This is a genomic window from Haloarcula pelagica, assembly GCF_030127105.1.
In the GTDB taxonomy this organism is placed as follows: Archaea; Halobacteriota; Halobacteria; order Halobacteriales; family Haloarculaceae; genus Haloarcula; species Haloarcula pelagica.
On the sequence record NZ_CP126161.1, the window covers coordinates 3321583 to 3340347 of the forward strand.

Annotated in this window: 21 protein-coding genes; 11 read left to right on the plus strand and 10 right to left on the minus strand. The window is 66.8% G+C overall.

The genetic code is table 11. The features are described 5' to 3' along the window. Position 1: 1 nt before the first annotated feature. From bioU to bioD, 4 genes are read left to right on the plus strand one after another with little or no spacing between them, the layout of a single operon-like run. The gene (gene bioU, locus P1L40_RS17580) at positions 2 to 1078 is read left to right on the plus strand and encodes a (S)-8-amino-7-oxononanoate synthase BioU (RefSeq protein ID WP_284008951.1); all 1077 of its coding nucleotides are present in this window, start codon (positions 2 to 4) and stop codon (positions 1076 to 1078) included. A gap of 56 nt (positions 1079 to 1134) precedes the next feature. Continuing rightward, the gene (locus P1L40_RS17585; protein ID WP_284008952.1) at positions 1135 to 1734 is read left to right on the plus strand and encodes a hypothetical protein; all 600 of its coding nucleotides are present in this window, start codon (positions 1135 to 1137) and stop codon (positions 1732 to 1734) included. A gap of 42 nt (positions 1735 to 1776) precedes the next feature. Then, entirely contained in the window at positions 1777 to 2970 is a 1194-nt protein-coding gene (locus P1L40_RS17590; protein ID WP_284008953.1) for an aminotransferase class I/II-fold pyridoxal phosphate-dependent enzyme, read from the plus strand. Next, positions 2967 to 3647, plus strand: a complete 681-nt coding sequence (bioD, locus tag P1L40_RS17595) for a dethiobiotin synthase (RefSeq protein ID WP_284008955.1) — start codon at positions 2967 to 2969, stop codon at positions 3645 to 3647. Before P1L40_RS17590 ends, bioD begins: the two co-directional genes overlap by 4 nt. Before the next feature lie 187 nt (positions 3648 to 3834). Here the strand turns inward: bioD and P1L40_RS17600 are convergent, their stop codons facing one another. Both P1L40_RS17600 and acs read right to left on the minus strand, forming a co-directional pair. After that, entirely contained in the window at positions 3835 to 4908 is a 1074-nt protein-coding gene (locus tag P1L40_RS17600; RefSeq protein ID WP_284008957.1) for a phosphotransacetylase family protein, read from the minus strand. Further along, a complete protein-coding gene (gene acs, locus P1L40_RS17605; protein WP_284008958.1) occupies positions 4905 to 7010 on the minus strand; it encodes an acetate--CoA ligase alpha subunit in 2106 nt (701 codons plus the stop codon). The genes P1L40_RS17600 and acs overlap by 4 nt, the downstream gene beginning before the upstream one ends. A gap of 153 nt (positions 7011 to 7163) precedes the next feature. On the opposite strand from acs, the gene P1L40_RS17610 reads away from it, so the two are divergent. The 3 genes from P1L40_RS17610 to dpsA all read left to right on the plus strand — a co-directional run bounded on the left by P1L40_RS17610 (position 7164) and on the right by dpsA (position 9172). Beyond that, the gene (locus P1L40_RS17610) at positions 7164 to 7541 is read left to right on the plus strand and encodes a DUF8048 family protein (RefSeq protein ID WP_284008959.1); all 378 of its coding nucleotides are present in this window, start codon (positions 7164 to 7166) and stop codon (positions 7539 to 7541) included. A 200-nt stretch (positions 7542 to 7741) separates the two neighbouring features. Then, complete coding sequence (locus P1L40_RS17615) at positions 7742 to 8494, plus strand: spondin domain-containing protein (protein WP_284008961.1); 753 nt, start codon at positions 7742 to 7744, stop codon at positions 8492 to 8494. 147 nt (positions 8495 to 8641) lie between these two features. Continuing rightward, positions 8642 to 9172: a DNA starvation/stationary phase protection protein DpsA gene (gene dpsA / locus P1L40_RS17620; protein WP_284008962.1), complete on the plus strand. Its 531-nt coding sequence runs from the start codon at positions 8642 to 8644 to the stop codon at positions 9170 to 9172. Between the two features lie 51 nt (positions 9173 to 9223). Here dpsA and P1L40_RS17625 read toward each other — a convergent pair whose 3' ends face one another. Beyond that, positions 9224 to 9379: a hypothetical protein gene (locus tag P1L40_RS17625; protein WP_284008963.1), complete on the minus strand. Its 156-nt coding sequence runs from the start codon at positions 9377 to 9379 to the stop codon at positions 9224 to 9226. Between the two features lie 104 nt (positions 9380 to 9483). Between P1L40_RS17625 and P1L40_RS17630 the strand changes: the two genes are divergently transcribed. The 3 genes from P1L40_RS17630 to P1L40_RS17640 all read left to right on the plus strand — a co-directional run bounded on the left by P1L40_RS17630 (position 9484) and on the right by P1L40_RS17640 (position 11165). Further along, positions 9484 to 10095, plus strand: coding sequence for a DUF7547 family protein (locus P1L40_RS17630; RefSeq protein WP_284008964.1), 612 nt, complete (start codon positions 9484 to 9486; stop codon positions 10093 to 10095). Between the two features lie 80 nt (positions 10096 to 10175). Further along, complete coding sequence (locus P1L40_RS17635; protein WP_284008965.1) at positions 10176 to 10658, plus strand: HTH domain-containing protein; 483 nt, start codon at positions 10176 to 10178, stop codon at positions 10656 to 10658. A 75-nt stretch (positions 10659 to 10733) separates the two neighbouring features. Then, on the plus strand, positions 10734 to 11165 hold the full coding sequence (locus P1L40_RS17640) for an HTH domain-containing protein (RefSeq protein WP_284008966.1): 432 nt from the start codon (positions 10734 to 10736) through the stop codon (positions 11163 to 11165). A gap of 61 nt (positions 11166 to 11226) precedes the next feature. On the opposite strand, the gene P1L40_RS17645 is transcribed toward P1L40_RS17640, so the two are convergent. The 5 genes from P1L40_RS17645 to P1L40_RS17665 all read right to left on the minus strand — a co-directional run bounded on the left by P1L40_RS17645 (position 11227) and on the right by P1L40_RS17665 (position 16011). Then, positions 11227 to 11610, minus strand: coding sequence for a Zn-ribbon domain-containing OB-fold protein (locus P1L40_RS17645; protein WP_284008968.1), 384 nt, complete (start codon positions 11608 to 11610; stop codon positions 11227 to 11229). Then, complete coding sequence (locus P1L40_RS17650; protein ID WP_284008970.1) at positions 11607 to 12758, minus strand: thiolase family protein; 1152 nt, start codon at positions 12756 to 12758, stop codon at positions 11607 to 11609. The genes P1L40_RS17645 and P1L40_RS17650 overlap by 4 nt, the downstream gene beginning before the upstream one ends. A gap of 63 nt (positions 12759 to 12821) precedes the next feature. After that, the gene (locus P1L40_RS17655; protein ID WP_284008971.1) at positions 12822 to 13634 is read right to left on the minus strand and encodes a DUF7551 domain-containing protein; all 813 of its coding nucleotides are present in this window, start codon (positions 13632 to 13634) and stop codon (positions 12822 to 12824) included. A gap of 46 nt (positions 13635 to 13680) precedes the next feature. Continuing rightward, positions 13681 to 14814: a FecCD family ABC transporter permease gene (locus P1L40_RS17660; protein ID WP_284008973.1), complete on the minus strand. Its 1134-nt coding sequence runs from the start codon at positions 14812 to 14814 to the stop codon at positions 13681 to 13683. Between the two features lie 6 nt (positions 14815 to 14820). Continuing rightward, complete coding sequence (locus tag P1L40_RS17665; protein ID WP_284008974.1) at positions 14821 to 16011, minus strand: ABC transporter substrate-binding protein; 1191 nt, start codon at positions 16009 to 16011, stop codon at positions 14821 to 14823. A gap of 129 nt (positions 16012 to 16140) precedes the next feature. Here P1L40_RS17665 and P1L40_RS17670 point away from each other — a divergent pair, with 129 nt between their 5' ends. Then, positions 16141 to 16320, plus strand: a complete 180-nt coding sequence (locus P1L40_RS17670) for a DUF7836 family putative zinc-binding protein (protein ID WP_284008976.1) — start codon at positions 16141 to 16143, stop codon at positions 16318 to 16320. A gap of 100 nt (positions 16321 to 16420) precedes the next feature. Here P1L40_RS17670 and P1L40_RS17675 read toward each other — a convergent pair whose 3' ends face one another. Together P1L40_RS17675 and P1L40_RS17680 are read right to left on the minus strand one after the other, a co-directional pair. After that, positions 16421 to 17998, minus strand: coding sequence for an acyl-CoA carboxylase subunit beta (locus tag P1L40_RS17675; protein WP_284008978.1), 1578 nt, complete (start codon positions 17996 to 17998; stop codon positions 16421 to 16423). A gap of 1 nt (position 17999) precedes the next feature. Beyond that, positions 18000 to 18743 (minus strand): beta-ketoacyl-ACP reductase, encoded by a 744-nt coding sequence (locus P1L40_RS17680; RefSeq protein WP_284008980.1) that lies wholly within the window; start codon positions 18741 to 18743, stop codon positions 18000 to 18002. Between the last annotated feature and the right edge of the window lie 22 nt (positions 18744 to 18765).

Below are 18765 nucleotides of genomic sequence, written 5' to 3' on the forward strand. Positions count from 1 at the left end.
TATGGACGACGTACGCTTCGCAGTTCTTGGCACGGGTGGTATCGGCCGACGAACGCTCGAAGTCTCTCAGCACAAGGACGGTCTGACCGCCGTCGCGGCCTGTGACCGCAACGGCGTGGCACTCGACCACGACGGCCTCGATGTCGAGGAACTCCTCGACGCGACGGAGGGCAACATCGCAAGCGGGCCTGAGGAAGATGTCGCCACCGACGGCGGCGCGGCCGCCGAACCGGTCGGATCGACCGAGGGCGTCAAACAGCACGGCGACCAGGCCGGCATCGTCGCCAGCGAGCAGGGTTCCCCGACCGAGACACCGATCGACGACGTGATCGCCGAGTCCGACGACATCGACGCCGTCCTGCTGGCGCTCCCGAACCTCGAACACGACTTCATCCCGCGGGTCGCCGAGCGGTTCGCCGAGGCCGACTACGGGGGCGTCCTCATCGACGTGCTCAAGCGCTCCCGTGTGATCGGGATGCTCGACGACCGCGAGGACCTGCTGAAAGAGTCCGGCATCACCTTCGTCTGTGGCGCCGGCGCGACACCCGGCTTCCTCACCGGCGCGGCCGCGCTCGCGGCGCAGTCGTTCGTCGAAGTCGAAGAAGTCGAGATCTGGTGGGGCGTCGGCCTCAAGTCCGGTTACGAGGACAACCGCGGGACCGTCCGGGAGGACATCGCCCATCTCGACGGCTACGACATCGAAGAGGCCCGCGAGATGAGCGAGGAAGAGATCGAGGCGCTGATCGACGAGCACGACGGCGTCCTTGAGTTCCACGACATGGAACACGCCGACGACGTGTTGCTCGAACGGGCCGGCATCTGTGACGCCGAGGATGTCCACGTCGGCGGCGTGCTGGACGTACGCTCCGACGAGAAGCCGACGACGACAACCGTCTCGGTCACCGGGACGACGTTCGACGGCGAGACCGGGACGAACACCTTCGAACTCGACGACGCGACCAGCATGGAAGCGAACGTCAACGGCCCGGCGCTTGGCTACCTGAAGGCCGGCGTCCGGAACAACCGCGCGGGCCACTACGGCGTCTTCGGCCCGGCGGATCTGCTGCCGAGCTTCTGAGTGAGGCGGTCACACACCGGGGACAGCGCTATCACGCCGCCGCGCCGACAACCGGTGTGACCGTCGACATCGAGCCGCTGACGGAGTACTGCGAGTTCGGCGAGGACCGCGTCTACCTCCTCCTGGCCATCGCTCGGGCGAAGGAAAACGAGGGGGCGAGTCACGACGTTCCGACCATCCGGAACGTCGTCGAAGACGCCGCCGGCCTCGAACGGGCGGTCGCCGAACTCGACCACGCCACCCGCCGGTTCGACGCCAGGTTCCGACTGTATCTCACGGCGAACGCGCGCGACGCGCTCGCGGCGACGTTCGTGCTCCGGCGCCGGATGGACGACTGGCTGGAAGGCCGCATCCACGGCGACGACGGCATCAGCGCGAAGTTCAAGCGGGTCGACAGCGAGTTCAAGTCCGTCCTCCAGTCGGACCGCTGTGCCGACGACTCGAACTTCGTCTTCGATCTGGACGACGCGGGCGCCGCGGACGCAGGACAGTTGCAGGCCGACCTCGCGGCCCACACCACCGTCCGGATGGTCCGGGGGACGCCCAACGGCTACCACCTCGTCACCGCGCCGTTCAACTACACCGAACTGTCGACCGATGTCGCGTACGAACACAAGACCGACGGACTGGTCTTTTGCTCGTATCTCGGCGAGTGAGACCGACAGAGCAAAGCGGCCACGGGACACGGTACCGAGCGAATGAGTCACGGGTTCGATCTCGCCGAGCGACTGCGCACCCGCGAGGACCGGGACCTCCGCCGCCACCTGGAGGTCGCCGAGCGGGTCGCCGGCCGCACGCGCCTCGCGGCCGATCCGAAGGCCCAGGCGGCGGAGTTCGACGAGGAGGCGGTGATCTTCGCGTCGAACAACTATCTCGGACTGGCCGACGACAGCCGCGTCCAGCGGGCGGCGGAACTGGGCGCCCGGACCGTCGGAACGGGTGCCGGGGCCTCCCGCCTCGTCACTGGCGACACCTCCCTCCACCGGGCGCTCGAACGCGACCTCGCGGACTGTAAGGGGACCGAACGGGCGCTGGTGTTCTCCTCGGGCTACGCGGCGAACGTCGGCACCATCGACGCGCTCGATCCCGATGTCGTCTTCTCCGACGAACTGAACCACGCCTCGATCATCGACGGCTGCCGGGTCAGCGGCGCCGAGACGGTCGTCTACGACCACTGTGACGTGGCCGACCTGCGGGCAGCGATGGACCGGCGGTCGCCGGCCGCCGACGAACAGTGGCTCGTCGTCACCGACTCGGTGTTCTCGATGGACGGCGACGTTGCGCCGGTCTCGGCGCTGTGTGATCTCACCGAGAGGTACGGCGCCTGGCTCATGGTCGACGAGGCCCACGCGACCGGCCTGTTCGCCGACGGCGGCGGGATCGTCCAGCGGGCCGGCGAGAGCGACCGCGTCGAGATCCAACTGGGGACGCTCTCGAAGACACTCGCCAGTCAGGGCGGCTACGTCGCCGGCGACGAGGCGCTTGTCGAGTACCTGCTCAACGCCGCCCGGTCGTTCGTCTTCTCGACCGGGCTGGCACCGCCGAGCGCCGCCGCTGCCCGCGAAGCGCTCCGGATCGCCCGGGAAACCGACCGGGCGGACCGGCTCTGGGACCGGGTCGAGCGGCTCCGCTCGGGGGTCGAGGAGATGGGCTACGAGGTCCTCGGTGAGACGCACATCCTCCCGGTGTTGGTCGGTGACCGCGATGACGCGCTGGCGCTGGACCAGGGGCTCCGCGAGTACGGGATCGTCGTGCCGGCGATCCGGCCGCCGACGGTGCCCGAGGGGACCGCCCGCCTCCGGGTCGCACCGATGGCGACCCACACCGACGCCGACATCCGACAGTGTCTCGACGCGTTCCGGGCGGCCGGCGAGGAGGTGGGGCTGCTGTGACCGACAGTGTGCGGGAGGCGCTGTTCGTCGTCGGCACCGACACCGGTGTCGGCAAGACCGTCCTCACCGCCGGTGTGACCGGCTGGCTCAGACGGCACGGCCACGACGCGCTCGCGGTGAAGCCGTGCCAGACCGGCTACCCGCCCGACGACGACGCGGCCGTCGTCGCCGAGGCCTGCGGGACCGAGGCGGCATCGACCTGTCTCCGTCGGCTGGAACCCGCCCTCGCGCCCGCGGTGGCCGCCGACATCGCCGACGCGTCGCTGTCCTACGAGGCGATCGAAAGCGGCGTCGCCGAAGCCGTCGCAGGCAGCGAGACGGCGGTCGTCGAAGGGATCGGCGGGCTCCGGGTCCCGCTCGCCGACGGCCGGGAGGTACTCGATCTGGTGGCCGACCTTGGCTACCCGACGCTGGTCGTCGCCCGGTCGGGGCTCGGGACCTTGAACCACACCGGGCTGACCGTCGACGCGCTCCGGGAGCACGGCGTCCCGGTCGTCGGGGTCGTCCTCAACGAGTACGAGGGGGCGACGACGGCAGCGCGCACGAACCCCGACGTTCTCGAACGGATGACCGACTGTCCGGTGTGGACGCTTCCGCCGCTGGATCTCGCGGACCCGACCACGGCGGTCGACGCCGTCGGCGACTCGCTCCCCGATGCGGCGCTGCACGGCGAGTAGAGCGCGGGACAAAGGGTCGAATGGGGGTGGATAGCCCCCAGCGTGTGACACTACGGAGCCTCTCGGCTCCGGACGGAGATACGGCTGGGAATCGTATAAGTATACGGTCCGTTTCGACTGGAGATACCTACGAGACGGTCCCAAACTGCGTATCAGGTGGTCAGGGACGCGCAGCCGAAACGGGGGATCACTCCAGGGAGAGGACGGTTTCGAGGTCCACGCCGTCGACCAGGAGTTCCTCCATCCGCTCGACCGTCGACTCGTCGCGGGTCCGGCCCGAGCGGAGCACGTCCTCCAGCCGATCGATCGTCCGCCGGGTGTCCGACTGGACGAGCAACACCGGCACGTTCTCCTCCTCGGCACGGCCCAGGACGGCACTGGCCGGCCGGAACCCGCCGGTCAGCAGGAGGGCCTTGATCCCCGACGCCTCCAGGGCTGCCGTCTGGACCTCCGATCGGTCCCCGCCGGTGACCATCACCGCGTCGCGCGTCCGGCGGAACTGATCGAGCGCGCTGTTGCCGCCCATCGCCCCGACCGAGAACCGTTCGACGTGTGCGTCGAGCGAGGCGTCCGTCGTCAGCACGTTCGCACCGACGCTCCGGGCGAGGTCCTCGACGGTGACACCGGCCAGTTCCTGGACCCGCGGGAGCGACCCGTACACCGGGACGCCTCTGCCTTCGAGGAACGGGAGCACGTCGTCGACGAGTTCGCCCATCGCGGTGTCGGTGACGCCGTTGAACAGCACGCCGGCCAGGCGGTCCCCGATGGTCTCTGCGGCCGCCAGCACCTCGTCGGCGTCACCGGGCGTCGCGTAGCCACAGACCAGCAGGACGCGTGCGTCCATCGCCTCGGCGATGTCGATGTCGGTCAGATCCACGATCCCGCCCGTATCGAGGCGGTCGCTCCCCTCGACGACCATCAGGTCGGTCTCGGCCGAGAGGGCCTCGAAGTTGTCCAGTACCCGCGTGCGGAGTTCCTCGGGGTCCTCGCGGCCGCGGATCGCCTCCTGGATGAACGTCGGGGAGTAGACGATCGGCTCCATCTCGTGCATCTCCGCGTCCAGATCGAGCAGGGAGCGCGCGAGCATCGGGTCCTCGTCGCGGGTCTTCCCGACGGCGCTCTGGAGGCGTGTCCCCTTCGGTTTCATGTAGCCGACCTCGTGGCCGGCGTCGTGTGCGTGTTTCGCGAGCGCGAGCGTGATCGCGGTCTTGCCGATACCTTCCTCCGTAGACGTGACGAGCAGCGTGTTCTGGTCGGTCATAGTTCGTCCTGGTCGAGGGTGAGTCGCAGGTCGACCGCCTGCACCCCGTCAGGGGTCGCGACGAGTGGGTTGATGTCCAGTTCGACGATCGCCGGGAAGTCCGTGACGAGCTGTGAGAGCCGCTGGACCGTCTCGACGAGGGCGTCCTCGTCGACGGGCTCTCTCCCGCGGGCGCCGCGCAACAGCGGCGCCGAGTCGATGTCGTCGAGCATCTCGCGTGCTTCGGGCTCGCTCACCGGGGCGACCCGTACAGTGTTGTCTTCGAGCACCTCCACGAAAATACCACCGAGGCCAAAGAGCAGGAGGGGACCGAACTGCGGGTCCCGATTCATTCCCAGGATGGTCTCGGTCCCCGAGTCGAGATCGACCATCTCCTGGACCTGAACGCCCAGCACGGTCGCGTCCCGCTGGTAGTTGCGGGCACGGACCACGAGGTCCTCGAAGGTGTCCCGCACGTCTTCAGGGGAGACGCCGACCTCGACGCCGCCGATGTCGGACTTGTGGAGGATGTCCGGGCTGACGATCTTCATGACCACGTCGTCGCCGATCTCCTCGGCGATCGCCTCGGCGTCACCGGGCGTGGTGACCACGTCGCCCCGGGGCGTCGGGATGCCGTAGGCGTCCAGCAGTTCCATCGCCTCGACGCCCAGGCGGTTGGTGTCCCGGCGACTGGCGGATTCGAGAATCTCGCGGGCGCGCTCGCGGTCAACGTCGAAGGTCGCCGGGTCCTCGAACTCCCGGTCCCGGATGCCCCGGTACTCGTTGAGCACGTCCAGGCTGTCGACGGCCCGCGCCGGGTCGAAGTAGTTCGGGATGCCCGCCTCGCTCAGCACGTCCTGGCCCGCGCCGACGGACTTCCCGCCCATCAGGGTCGTCGCGATGGGAACGCCCGCTTCCCGTTGTTTCTCGACGACGACCTCGGCCAGTTCCTCGAACGAGAGGACCGCCGTCGGGCAGGCGACCACGACGGCCATCGAGACGTTGTCGTCTTCCAGGACCGTCTCCAGGGCGATCTCGAACCGCTCTGCGGGGGCGTCCCCGATGATGTCGACGGGGTTGTAGATGTTGGCTTCGTCGGGCATCATCTCGCCCAGCCGGTCCAGGGTGGCGTCCTCGAACTCCGCAAGCGAGAGGTCCGAGTCGCCGACGGCGTCGGTCGTCATGACGCCCGGGCCGCCGGCGTTGGTGACGATGGCGATCTCCTCGCCGTCGGGGAGTGGCTGGCCCGACAGGATCTGTGCGTAGTCGAACAGTTCCTGGACGGACTCGACCCGGACGGTGCCGGCCTGTTCCAGGCCGGCCTCGTAGGCGCGCTCGGAGCCGGCCATCGCCCCGGTGTGTGAGGCGGCGGCGGTCGCCCCGGCGTCGGTCCGGCCGGACTTGACGAGTACGATCGGCGTGTCCTGGGTCACTTCACGGGCCGTCCGAATGAACTCCGTTCCGTCGCTGATATCCTCCAGATAGCCCAGGATCACGTCCGTCTCGGGGTCCTCGCCCCACTCGGCGATGAAGTCGCCCTCGTCCAGGATCGCCTTGTTCCCCAGCGAGACGATGTCCTTGAATCCCACGTCCCGTTCCGCGGCCCAGTCGAGGACGGCGGTGACGAAGGCCCCGGACTGGCTCATGAAGGAGATGTCCCCTTCGGTCGCCATCTCGTTGCCGAAGGTTGCGTTGAGCCCCTTCGGCGTCGACATCACGCCGAGGCTGTTGGGGCCGACGAGGTTGAGGTCGTACTTCTGGGCGGCCGCCCGGAGTTCCCGCTCGCGGGCGGCGCCTTCGCTGCCGGTCTCCCCGAACCCGGCGGTGATGACGACGACGTTCTTGATCCCGGCGGCGCCGGCGGCCTCGATCGAATCGACGGCGACATCGGGCGGTACGACGACGACGGCGACATCGACGGTCTCCGGTGACTCGACGGCGGTGATCTCGTCGTAGCAGTGCAACCCCAGGGCCGACTCCTTGTAGGGGTTGACCGCGATGACCTCGCCGTCGAACGATTCGAGCAGGTTCGACGTGATGGCGCGGCCCACAGAGCCCTCCGAGTCTGTGGCACCGATCACGGCGACTCGCTCCGGCGCGAACAGCGTCGATAGTCGTCCCATTCCTCTAGCGGGTCGTAACACAGCCTGGTGGAAATATCTGCCGAGGTGTCCCACTCGCTGAGAACTGTATCGGTAAATTCTGTACGTTAACGGGCTCGCGGGAGTGGACTCGGCGACGAGGCCCTTTTGAGGACGCTGTGCGTACGACCGTCTATGTCTGACGACGACCTGTTGGAACCGTTCCACCTCGCGGTTATCCGGAGCGTCGCCAACGAATCGAACGTCCCGGAACCGGAGCTTCGGGAGGCGCTAGAGGCACACCAGCAGACGATGCGGGACTCGCCCGGCGTCGAAGATCTCGTCTACGAGTGGCGCAAACAGTACGACGACCCGATACTCGAACGACGGCCCGAGACGTTCTTCGTCGCTGTCCCACCGACGGTCTGGGAGGAGTTCGGGGCGTACCTCGACCTGGAGGAGGACCTCCTCGCCGCGCTCGTCGCGACCCACCAGGAACAGACAGTCCGGACGAGCGGGGTCACGCTCGACGGGCTGACCGACGGGCACGTTCCGCTCGTCGTCACGCGATAGTAGCGGTCCCGTCGGCGCGACATCGCCGAAAGCGAGACCGTGGGCCAGCGATAGTTCGACGTTAGCGCCGAGCAAGCGGCCGTTAGCCGAAACTAGGGGAGGGAGTGTCGGCGATACTCGGAGTATTACAATGCGAGTCGGTGCGCTCGGAGAAGAACGATGAGAGATAGCATCACAACCGACCCGTGGAGTGGAGTCCGATGACTGCTTCGAACGGCGGAATGACCAGGCGCCAGGCGCTCGCCCTCGGCGGCGCAGCCCTGGGGAGCGTCGCCCTCGGGAGTTCGACGGTACTGGGACAGGCTGACGGCAGCAGGGAATACCGCGTCACCGTCGCGAACCTGACGCGGGGACAGCCGTTCACCCCGCCTGCGGTCGCCGCACACCAGCCGAGCGTCGAAGTGTTCGCGGTCGGTGACGAGGCCAACGAGGCGACCCAACAGGTCGCGGAGAACGGGGACCTCGGGCCGCTGCAGAACCTCATCGACGACACGAACGCGATTCGCGGCGCGGCCGTCGCCAGCGACCCGCTGGTCCCGGAAGAGGACCCCGGTGACACCGGCCTGCCGTACTACGCGGAACTGACCGTCCAAGCGGACTCCAGTGCCGCGTACTTCACGTTTCTCAGCATGCTCGTCGCGACCAACGACGGGATCGTCGGACTCGACACCGTCCCGTTCCCCACACAGACCAACGCGTCCCGGACCTACTTCGCAAACGGCTACGATGTCGGTACGGAACAGAACACGGAGCTGTTCGCCGACCTCGTCCCGCCGGCGAAGACGCTCATCCTGGGCGGGCAACCGGAGGGTGTCGCCGAGAGCGACCCCGACCTGGCCGAAGAGGGCGTCATCCGCCCGCACCCGGGGATCACGGGGGTCGGAAACCTCCCGGTCTCGGTGTACGACTGGCGCGAACCGGCCGCGCTGGTCCAGGTCGAGCGCCTCGGGTAACGTCCGGCCGACGGGGCGGTCGAAGCGTCGGGCTACGAGCCACCGTCTCGAGTGGTTCCTCTATGAGAATGATTTCTTTTGGAAACCAAAAATCGTTTTCTACTAAGACAATCTTTAAGTGAGTCTGCCGAGTAGTACGGGATGAACATGGCGACCCAAGAACACGTCCGGCGGGAGTTTGGCACAGTCGAGGAAAACGAACTCCGGCTCGACCGGGAGAAGTCCGAGCAGATCGTCACCGCGCTCAACCAGGACCTCGCGGACACGTACACGCTGTACCACCAGTTGAAGAAACACCACTGGAACGTCGAGGGGGCCGAGTTCCGTGACCTGCATCTGTTCCTCGGCGAAGCAGCCGGAAACGCCGAGGAGGCCGCAGACGAACTCGCGGAACGCGCACAGGCGCTGGGCGGTACGCCGGTCGCCGGCGGGAAGGCACAGGAGGAACACGCGACCGTCGAACCCGAGGGCCAGGATGTCTACGACATCCGGACTTCCCTGGAGAACGACCTGGCGATGTTCGGCGACGTGATCGAGTCGCTGCGAGACCACATCGAACTCGCGGAGAACCTCGGCGACCACGCGACCGCCCAGATCCTCCGGGAGATCATCGTCCAGACGGAGGAAGACGCCCACCACGTCGAACACTACCTCGAAGACGACACGCTGGTCCAGTAACGTCGTCCCGGTAGCCGCTGACCTGTCTTTTCGGAGAACGCAGAGACCAGCCTAGCGTCGGAGGTCGACGGTGAGGTCCGTGGAGATCCAGCCGTCGGTGTTCCCGTCCTCGGTGAACACGGTTCGCTCTTGGCCACAGTCAAGCGCCGTCACCAGTGGCGAGTCCGTATCGTCCGCCGGCGCGACATCGTCCGTCTGAGGTGCCATTACCGGGATTAGGCAACCCTAAAGACAAAAGGGTTTTGGTACGCCTAATCACGGACAACGACCCGACAGGCGAACTTTTGTATCCGACCCTGTTACGAGGACACATGAGTGGACGTTCCGACGAGGACATCACCGCCCTGTTGACCGACCTCGTCTCGACGCTGCGGGAGCTAGAGACGGAGGTCGAACCGACGACCGAGAGCGGACTCCCCCGTCCGCCGACACCGGAGGAACTGCTGCGCTTTACGAGCGACGTGACGATCCCGGCGGCCATCCTGATCCTGAAGACGAACATCCAGGCACTCAAGCTGCTCCGTCGCGCGCTTCGGATGGCCGAAGGACGCCCCACGTCGACGGGGTCGGCGTCCGCCGAAGTAAAAGATCGGGCGACCAAACTGAGCAAGGCGACGCTCTCCCGCCTCGACGAGGCACTCACAGACATCCAGAGTGCCGTCGAGGGCCGACCCGAAGACGAGGAGGCCCGCGAACTGCTTGCGGAGGCCCGCAAACTCCGCTCGGACCTCGAAGACCGACTCGACGAGGAGGCGCCAGAGACCAACGGCGAGGTCCCGACCGGGGACGACGAGCCCGACGACGTTGCCGTCGATGTCGAGGCCGAACTCCGATCGATCAAGGACGACCTCGACGATATCGACCCCCCTGACGACGCTTCAGACGACGAAAACGGGGACGAGAGCGACGGTGACGACGCCTGAGGGGTGACGACAGGGCGCGGTATTTTGACAGGAAATAAACATAATGTTTTATTATGATGGCTACCGATGTACAGGTAGCGATGCCGGAAACAGAGTGTCCCGGAACACGGCGTGTCGAACTGTTCGTCAGAGGGTCCCTGCCGACACCGTCCCGAAAGCGCCAGGCGGCGGTCGAGGCGGACCTCGAAGAGCTAGCGCGGCGGGGCGCCGTCGACGAGACGACCACGACCACCTGGGCGAAGCGGGTCCCGATCGAGGACTGCGGCGCTCGGACCGAGCGTGCCCGGTACAACGAGTTCGCGGCGTGGGCGCGCCAGGCAGGGGCCACCCTCGCCCCGTTTTTCGACACCCGGCTGTGTTACAGCATGCAGACCGGGGAGAAACGCGAGGAACTGGTCATGCCCGCGATGTGTGTCGCGGTCTACGAGGACGGCGACCTCACACGGGTCGCGCCCGCGACGGGCGACGACGGTCCGACCAGCATCGAGGACTGTCTCACCGACCTCGCCGCCCACGCCGAAACGGCTCAAAGGGGAACGACGACCGCCTCGACGGCTGACTGACTATGTTCGGATCGTCCACCGATACGGCTATGCTTTCGACCGACGTAGGACACTCAAAGTCCGGTGTACGATACCATGACACAATCCAGACGGGCAGCGGTGTACGTCCGTTCGCCCGCCCCAGCGGCAACTGAACAGCGCCAGGAGACGGTTCTCGCCCGGTTGCGGTCGCTCCGTGACTGCGGTGCTATCGACGACTTCTCGGTGACCTACTGGTTCCGGCAAGCGCTCGACCGCGACGGTGACCCGTCGATGCCTGCGGTGACGGAACTGGAGGCGTGGGCTGCGGACCACAGTGTCTCGCTCGCCCCCGCGTTCGGTCGACACGAACGGCACAACTGGTACACCGGGATCGACGACGCGGTCGTGCGACTCCCGGTCATCTGTCTGGCCGTCTACGAGGACGACGAACTCACGGCGGTGTACCCCCACGTCTGTGACGGTGGTCCCCGCAGCGTCGCCGACGGGATGGAGCAACTCGAAGCCCAGTGGGGCGTCGAAGTGTAGCGATCAGACGACCTATTCTGTGGCCGGATCGATCGAGACAGCCTTCAGCGGCGCCGCTCCCTCAGACCGGGTCCCACCGGTAGCCGTCCCACGGCTGGCTCTCGGGATTGGCGCTTTTCAGCCCGACCTCGGGATCGCGGAGTTCCTCGACGTAGACCGGTTCGACGGTGTCGCCGGTCTCGACCTCGTCGGTGGTCACCTGCCCCAGCGCGCGGACGAACTCGTCCGTGAGGTCCAGATCGGAGATGTCGAACTCGACGAACGCCAGCGTGTTCGGCTCGCGAACCCCCGGCGGGGTCGCCGTCGATGTGGTCCAGGTGACGACCTCGGCGGTCCGGTCCGCGAGGTCGACGCTGTCGTCCTGGGACTGGCCGCAGTCGGGACAGCGCGGGTGAGTCGGATACGAGACGTGACCGTTCGGACAGATGCCTGCTTCCAGCGTCATTCTGCGGCCTCCATGATGGTGGTGATGACACAGTTCCCGAAGCCGCCGACGTTACAGGCCAGCGCGGTCTCGGCGTCGACCTGGCGCGGGCCGGCTTCGCCGACGAGCTGTTCGTAGATCTCGACGCCCTGTGCGACGCCGCTGGCCCCGAGCGGGTGGCCCTTCGACTTGAGCCCGCCGGAGGTGTTGATCGGCAACTCGCCGTCCTTCTCGGTGGCGCCGTCCATCGCCATCTCCCAGGCGGTCCCCTGGTCGGCGACGCCGATCCCCTCCAGCTGGAGGAACTCCAGGATCGTGAACATGTCGTGCAGTTCGGCCACGTCGAGGTCGTCGGGACCGAGGCCGGCCATCTCGTAGGCCTGCTCGCTGGACTTGACGACCCCGCCCATGATCGTCGGATCGTCGCGCTCGTGGACGACGTGGGTGTCGGTCGCGCCGCCGATCCCGGAGACGACGGCGTACTCGTCTGCGATCTCGGCGGCCCGCTCCTCCGTGGTGAACAGCATCGCCGCGCTGCCGTCCGTGATCGGACAGAAGTCGTACAGGCGGAGCGGGTCGGCGATGATGGGCGACTCCAGGGCCTTCTCGACGGAGATCTCCTTCTGGAACTGCGCGTTCGGGTTGTCGACGCCGTTCTTGTGGTTCTTGACGGCGACCCGGGCGAGTGACTCCCGCGGGGCGTCGAACCGTTCGAGGTAGTGGCGTGCGGTCAGTCCCGCGAACGAGGGCAGCGTGATCCCGTGTTTGTACTCGTCGGGGTGGGTGATCGAGGCGATGATGTCGGTGGCCTCGCCCGTCGTCTTGTGGGTCATCTTCTCGCCGCCGACGAGCAGCGTCATGTCGCTGGCGCCGGAGGCGATCGACTGCCAGGCCTCGTAGATGCCCGCCCCACCGGAGGAGGAGGTCTGATCCACCCGTTCACTGTACGCCGGCAACACACCGAGATCGTGAGCCAGGGCGTTCATCACGCCCGTCTTGCCCTCGAACTCGCCGCTGGCCATGTTCGAGACGTACAGGTGCTCTACCTCGTCGGAGGCGACGCCGGCGTCGTCCAGACACTCCTCGCCCGCCTGCGTGAGCAGTTCCTGGAGCCAGGCGTCGCGTTGCCCGAACTTCGTCATCGACGCGCCGATTACTGCGACTCCCATAGCTACGTCCACTCGGGGGTCCCGTGTATTCGTTACGGTCACTCCGGTCGCCTCGCCGTGCCCTCACGCCGACGGGACGATCGCCAGCGACGGCTCCGGTGTCTCTGCTGCCGACACGAGACGGACCGTCCAGCCGTCCACCGTCCGGGTCGCGTCGCCGAACCGCGGTGGTGGCGACTGCCGCCGGAGGAGCTCGACGGCGATCGGCAGGACGATACAGTCGCCGTCGCGGTCGCGCACCCGGTAGCCGTGGAGCCCCACGCGATGGCCGCCACTGGGGGCCGGACCGATCTCGAAGTCCCGCAGGAGATCGGTCGAACGCAACACCGAGAGCGTCTCCCGAACCGGCGTCTCGGTCTCGGCGGGACCGGGCAGTCGGTCCGCGGTCGCCCGGAGCAGTTCGTACTGTCGCCTGGTCGCATAGTGGCTGTCGATGGCTTCCGCGAGGCTCTCGATCAGCAACAGCGACAGTCGGTCCCTGTCCGGCGTGGTCTCGGCGGCCTCCAGATACCGGTCCATGACCGTTCGCTGGACGCGCCCGTCCTGCCGAGACAGCGTCTCCAGCAACGCCGCGGTGATCGAGTGACAGTATTCCGGGAGGTCGTCCGCCGGGAGTCGGCTGTCCGTCGGTGACAGTCCACGGTCACAGGCGATCAGATCCTGCACCCGGACCGCGGGATCGTACCGCCTGAGTGCGGTCCGATACGCGGTCGCGACGCTCGCGGCCTCCGCCGCCGTCGCCCGCGTCGGGAACTGTAAGCCGCTGACCGGGACGGGAGAGTGCCCGGTCTTCGCACTCACGACGCGGTAAGGGCCGACGGCGACGCTTAGCTCCGCAAGTCTCGCACGGATGTCGAGCAGTGTGTGTCCGACCATCGTTAGCTCCCCACCGGTTCCCCGGCCAACAGTTCGGTCACCCGCATCAGATATCACCCAGTCGCTGGTTCTTCCGCAACAGGTAGAGGAAGTACGGGCCACCCAGGAGCCCCGTGACGATCCCGACGGGTAACTGGATCGGCGACAGGGCCAGCCGCGCACCGACATCGGCCGCCGTCACCAGCGCCGGTCCGACGAACAGACAGCCGACCAGAAGCCGCCGGTAGTCGCTGCCCACGAGGTTCCGGACGAGATGTGGAACCACCAGCCCCACGAACCCGACGAGGCCGGCGACGGCGACCGATACCGCGGTCGCGAGGATGGCGACCGCCGAGAGGCCAAAGCGAACCCGTTCGACGCGCATCCCGAGCGATCCCGCCGTCCGCTCGCCGAGCAGGAGGACGTTCAACTGCCGCGAACCGGCGACAGCGAGGCCAAGCACTAGTAGGGTCCAGGGGAGCGCCAGCCGGACATCGCCCCAGTCGGTGCTCGTCAGCGACCCCGTCAGCCAGGAGAGGGCGGTCTGGACGACGCCCGTGTTGCCGGCGAAGAAGAACAGCCCGGTCTGGAGCGAGTGACAGATCGTCGTGACGACGACGCCGGCGAGGATGAGCCGGACGGGACTGGTCCCGTTCTGCCAGGCGATGGCGTACACCAGCAGGAAGGCGGCTGTCCCGCCGGCTGCGGCCACGAACGGGAGGTAGCCCGAGAGGACCGGCAGGAGGATCAACACCGCCAGGACGGCCAGTCCGGCACCGGAGCTGACCCCCAGGATGTACGGGCTGGCGAGTTCGTTGCGCGTGACTGCCTGGAAGATGGCGCCGGCGGCGGCGAGGTTCGCACCGACCATCACGCCCACGAAGATCCGCGGGATCCGCAGCTTCCAGACGATCAGTGTCGTGTTGTCGACCTCGGGGAACGGACCGCCCAACAGGAGGTTCGCGAGCACAGACGGGTTCGCGACGACTGCGGGGTCGAAGACGGCCTCGAACACCATCCGGTCGGTCATCGCGTAGGAGCCGTAGCGGATCTGGACGAACGCGCTCACGGCCAAGACCACGAGGCTCCCGACGACGACCAGCCCGAGCTGCCTGTCCCGGAGCGACGCCCACAGCCCGACGGTGTGACCACTGCCCGTCGGCCCTCGCTGTCCCGTCCCGACCTGTGTGTCGTCGCTCATCGGACCTCAGTCGTCTCCGGTGACGATGCCGGCGATGCGGTCCCGGTCGAACAGCTGCCGGTCGCTCGTGACGGCGCCGAAGGTGTCGGGGAACAGCTGTTGGGCCGCCCGCTCGGTCTGGAAGAAGTTCTGGATCGGTCCCTGGTGGAGGAAGCCGCCGCGGTACACCCGCCCGTTCTGGACGGCGGTGAGTTCGCTGGCCACGTCGTGCTCCTCCATGAACGCGAGGACGCTATCGCGGAACTGCTCGGGCGATTTGCGTTCGTGTCCCCGGACCAGTAGGACATCGGGGTCGATCGTCAGCATCGCTTCGTAGTCGATCCTCCCGCGGTCGGAGGTGCTGAGTCCGTCGATCTCCGTTCCGGCGAGCGCGTCGGCGACGCCGAGGTCGTGCCACTGTTTCTTGCTCGTCCCCTTGTCGTTCAGCCGGTACGGCGAGAACTGCTTGGGCTGGTCGCTGCCGGCGTAGGTGAGCAGGACGTTCGGTCGGTCACCGGCCGAGGGGAGGTCGGTCTGGAGTCCGGTGATGAACTCGTCGTGGTAGGCTTTCAGCGCCTCGTAGCGCTCGCGCTCGTCGAACACCGCGGCGACCTTCTCGAAGGCCTCGTACAGCGTGTAGTAGCGGTAGTCGTGCCAACTGTCTTCCCGGCGGAAGATGAGGTTCCCGACGAACGGTGCGACGTTGTCGGTGATCTCGTCGACATCCGACTGGGTCCAGCCGAACCAGTTGACGAGCATTTTGGGGTCCATCAGATGAACGTCGTTCTCCAGCGCGTAGAACGGCTCCTTGGGGATGGTGTCCCCCAGTAGTTCGTTCTCGGTGAGCGTCGACCGATCGACGCCCACGCCGTCCAGTTCGTCGTAGACGTAGGTGTAGTACCGGTCGGCGTAGCCGATGCCGGTGATCCCGTCCGCCTGGCCCAGCGCGACGGCCATATCGGCGAAGCCGCCGTCGTAGGCGATCCAGCGCTCAGGGACGCTGTCGAAGGTGACCTCCCCGACCGGCGCCATCGAAACCGAGTACGAGTCCGCACCGGACGCTGTGTCCGTCTCCGTCGGTTCGTCCGTCGGTGTCCCGGAGTCGGTCGCCACATTCGTCGTGGTACTCCCGTCGTCGCTCCCGCTGCCCTCGGAACAGCCGGCGATAGCTCCTGTGAGTGCGATCCCGCTCGCTCGAACGAAGTCCCGTCGATCCATATTCGATTTAGGCTGGCCTAACTATCTTAAACCTTCCTAACTTTAGGCAGGCCGAAAACGATCCGGGGGTGCTGTCGGTGTCCGGGAACCCACACAAGATTCTTTACTGACTGTCTGTCAGTCTCACTCATGCAGGAAGCATGGGTCACGCTGCAGTGTCCCGATTGCGAGGAGCACTGGGAAGCACAGGTCGGCGACCTCCGGGCGCCCGACACCGACTTCGACTGTCACAGCTGTGGGGCTACGGCGCCGCTCGCGGAGTTCATGCAGACGAGCCGGGACCTCGAAGTCCTACAGGAGTTTCACTGACCGGCCGCGATACGGGTAACCGATCCGGTTTTGCCGTCCAGCGTCCGTCCACAGCGTGGTGTCGGCTGCGAGCCAGCGGAGTGGCTGCCGTTTCAGTCGGTCACAGCGGGATGTTGCCGTGGTCCTTGGGCGGCGTCTCCTCGCGCTTGCGCTGGAGCAGGTCCAGGTCCTCGATGAGCCGTTTGCGGGTGTCTTTGGGCTCGATCACGTCGTCGAGGTAGCCCCGCTTGGCCGGGCCGTAGGGGTGGGCGAACTCCTCGCGGAACTCGTCCATCAGCTCCTGGCGCTTGGCGTCGGGGTCGTCGGCGTTTGCGATCTCTTTCCGGTAGAGGATGTTGACCGCGCCCCGCGGACCGAGCACCGCCATCTCCGAGCCGGGCCAGGCGTAGTTGACATCGCTGCCCAGGAACTTCGAGGACATCACGATGTAAGCACCGCCGTAGGCTTTGCGGACGACCACGGAGAGGAGCGGCACCGTCGCCTCGGCGTAGGCGTAGATGAGCTTCGCGCCCCGGCGGATGATCCCGTTGTGCTCCTGGTCGGTCCCGGGCATGAACCCGGGCACGTCGACGAACGTGAGGATCGGGATGTTGAACGAGTCACAGAAGCGGACGAAGCGAGCGGCCTTCTCGGCGGCGTCGATGTCGAGCGTGCCCGCGCTCACGCGGGGCTGGTTGGCGACGACGCCGACGGAGTTGCCGTCCATCCGGGAGAAGCCGGTGATGACGTTGCGCGCCCAGTTGCCGTGGACCTCGAAGAACGAGCCCTCGTCGACGATGCTGTCGACGACCTGGGTCATGTCGTACGGCTTCCGGGGCGCCGAGGGGACGATGTCGGTGACCTCCGGCACCTCTCGGTCGGGGTCGTCCCAGGGGGAGACCGACGGCGGGTCCTCCATGTTGTTCTGGGGGAGATACGAGAGCAGTCGGCGGATGTTCTCTAAGGCCTCCTCCTCGGAGGGGTACGAGAAGTGGGCCACGCCGGACTTCGTCGAGTGGGAGCTGGCTCCGCCCAGTTCCTCCTTCGAGACCTGTTCACCGGTGACGGTCTCGATCACGTCCGGCCCCGTGATGAACATGTGGCTGGTGTCCTGGACCATGAACGTGAAGTCGGTCAGCGCGGGGCTGTAGGTCGCGCCGCCGGCACACGGCCCCATGATCGCCGAGATCTGCGGGATGAGTCCGCTCGCTTTGGTGTTTCGCTCGAAGATCTTGGCAAAGCCCACGAGGGAGTCGACGCCCTCCTGGATGCGAGCGCCGCCGGAGTCGTTGAGCCCGATGACGGGGACGCCGTTCTGGATCGCCTTGTCCATCACCTTGCAGATCTTGTCGGCGACCACTTCGCCGACCGAGCCGCCGAGCACGGTGAAATCGTGAGCGAAGAGGAACACCTTCCGGCCGTCGACCTCGCCGTAGCCGGTGACGACGGCGTCGCCCGGGTAGCGCTTGTCCTCCATCCCGAAGTTCGTCGAGCGGTGTTCGACGAAGGGGTCGACCTCGTTGAACGTCCCCTCGTCGACGAGGAAGTCGATCCGCTCGCGGGCGGTCATCTTCCCTTTCTCGTGTTGGGACTCGATGCGGGCCTCCCCGCCGCCCAGGCGGGCCTGTTCGCGTTTCTCTAGTAGTTCCTCGACCGGATCGGCCGTTTCCTCGTCGTCTGGTTCTTCCTGTTGACTCATGTTACCACTCCATCCCGCCGTTGACTCCGAGTACCTGTCCCGTCATGTAGCTGGACTCCTCGCTGGCGACGAACCGGACGATCCCACAGATGTCTTCGACGCGAGCGAACCGGTCGAGGGGGATCTCCCGGAGGATCTTCTCCTGGACGCGCTGGGGAACCTCTTCGAGCATGTCGGTCTTGACGAACCCCGGTGCGACGCAGTTGGCGGTCGACCCCGTGTGTGCCAACTCCAGCGCGAGCGTCCGGGTGAAGCCAAAGAGCCCGGACTTCGTGGTCGCGTAGTTCGCCTGGCCGATGTTGCCCTGCTGGCCGACGACACTGGAGATGTTGATGAGCCGACCGTGCTCTGCGGCCTGGATGTCGTCGTAGAACGCCTTCGTGCAGTTGAACACGCCGCCGAGGTTCACATCGATGACCGTCTGCCAGTCCTCGCGGGTCATGTTCTCGAACTTCTTATCGATGGTGATGCCCGCGTTGTTGACGAGGACATCGGCCCCGTCGAACTCCGCTTCGACGGCCTCCTGCATCGCCTGGACCTCCTCTAGCTTCGATACGTCGGCCTGGGCGGCGACGGCGTTGCCGCCGTCCTCGCGGATCTCGTCGACGACCGCCTGTGCTTCCCGCTCGGAGGAGCGGTAGTTCACCACGACGTTCGCGCCGTGGGCGCCGAGGTCCTTCGCGATGCCCCGGCCGATCCCCCGTGAGGACCCCGTGACAACACAGGTCTGGTTGTCCAGGTTCATGGCTGACTCGTCCGTCTTCGCT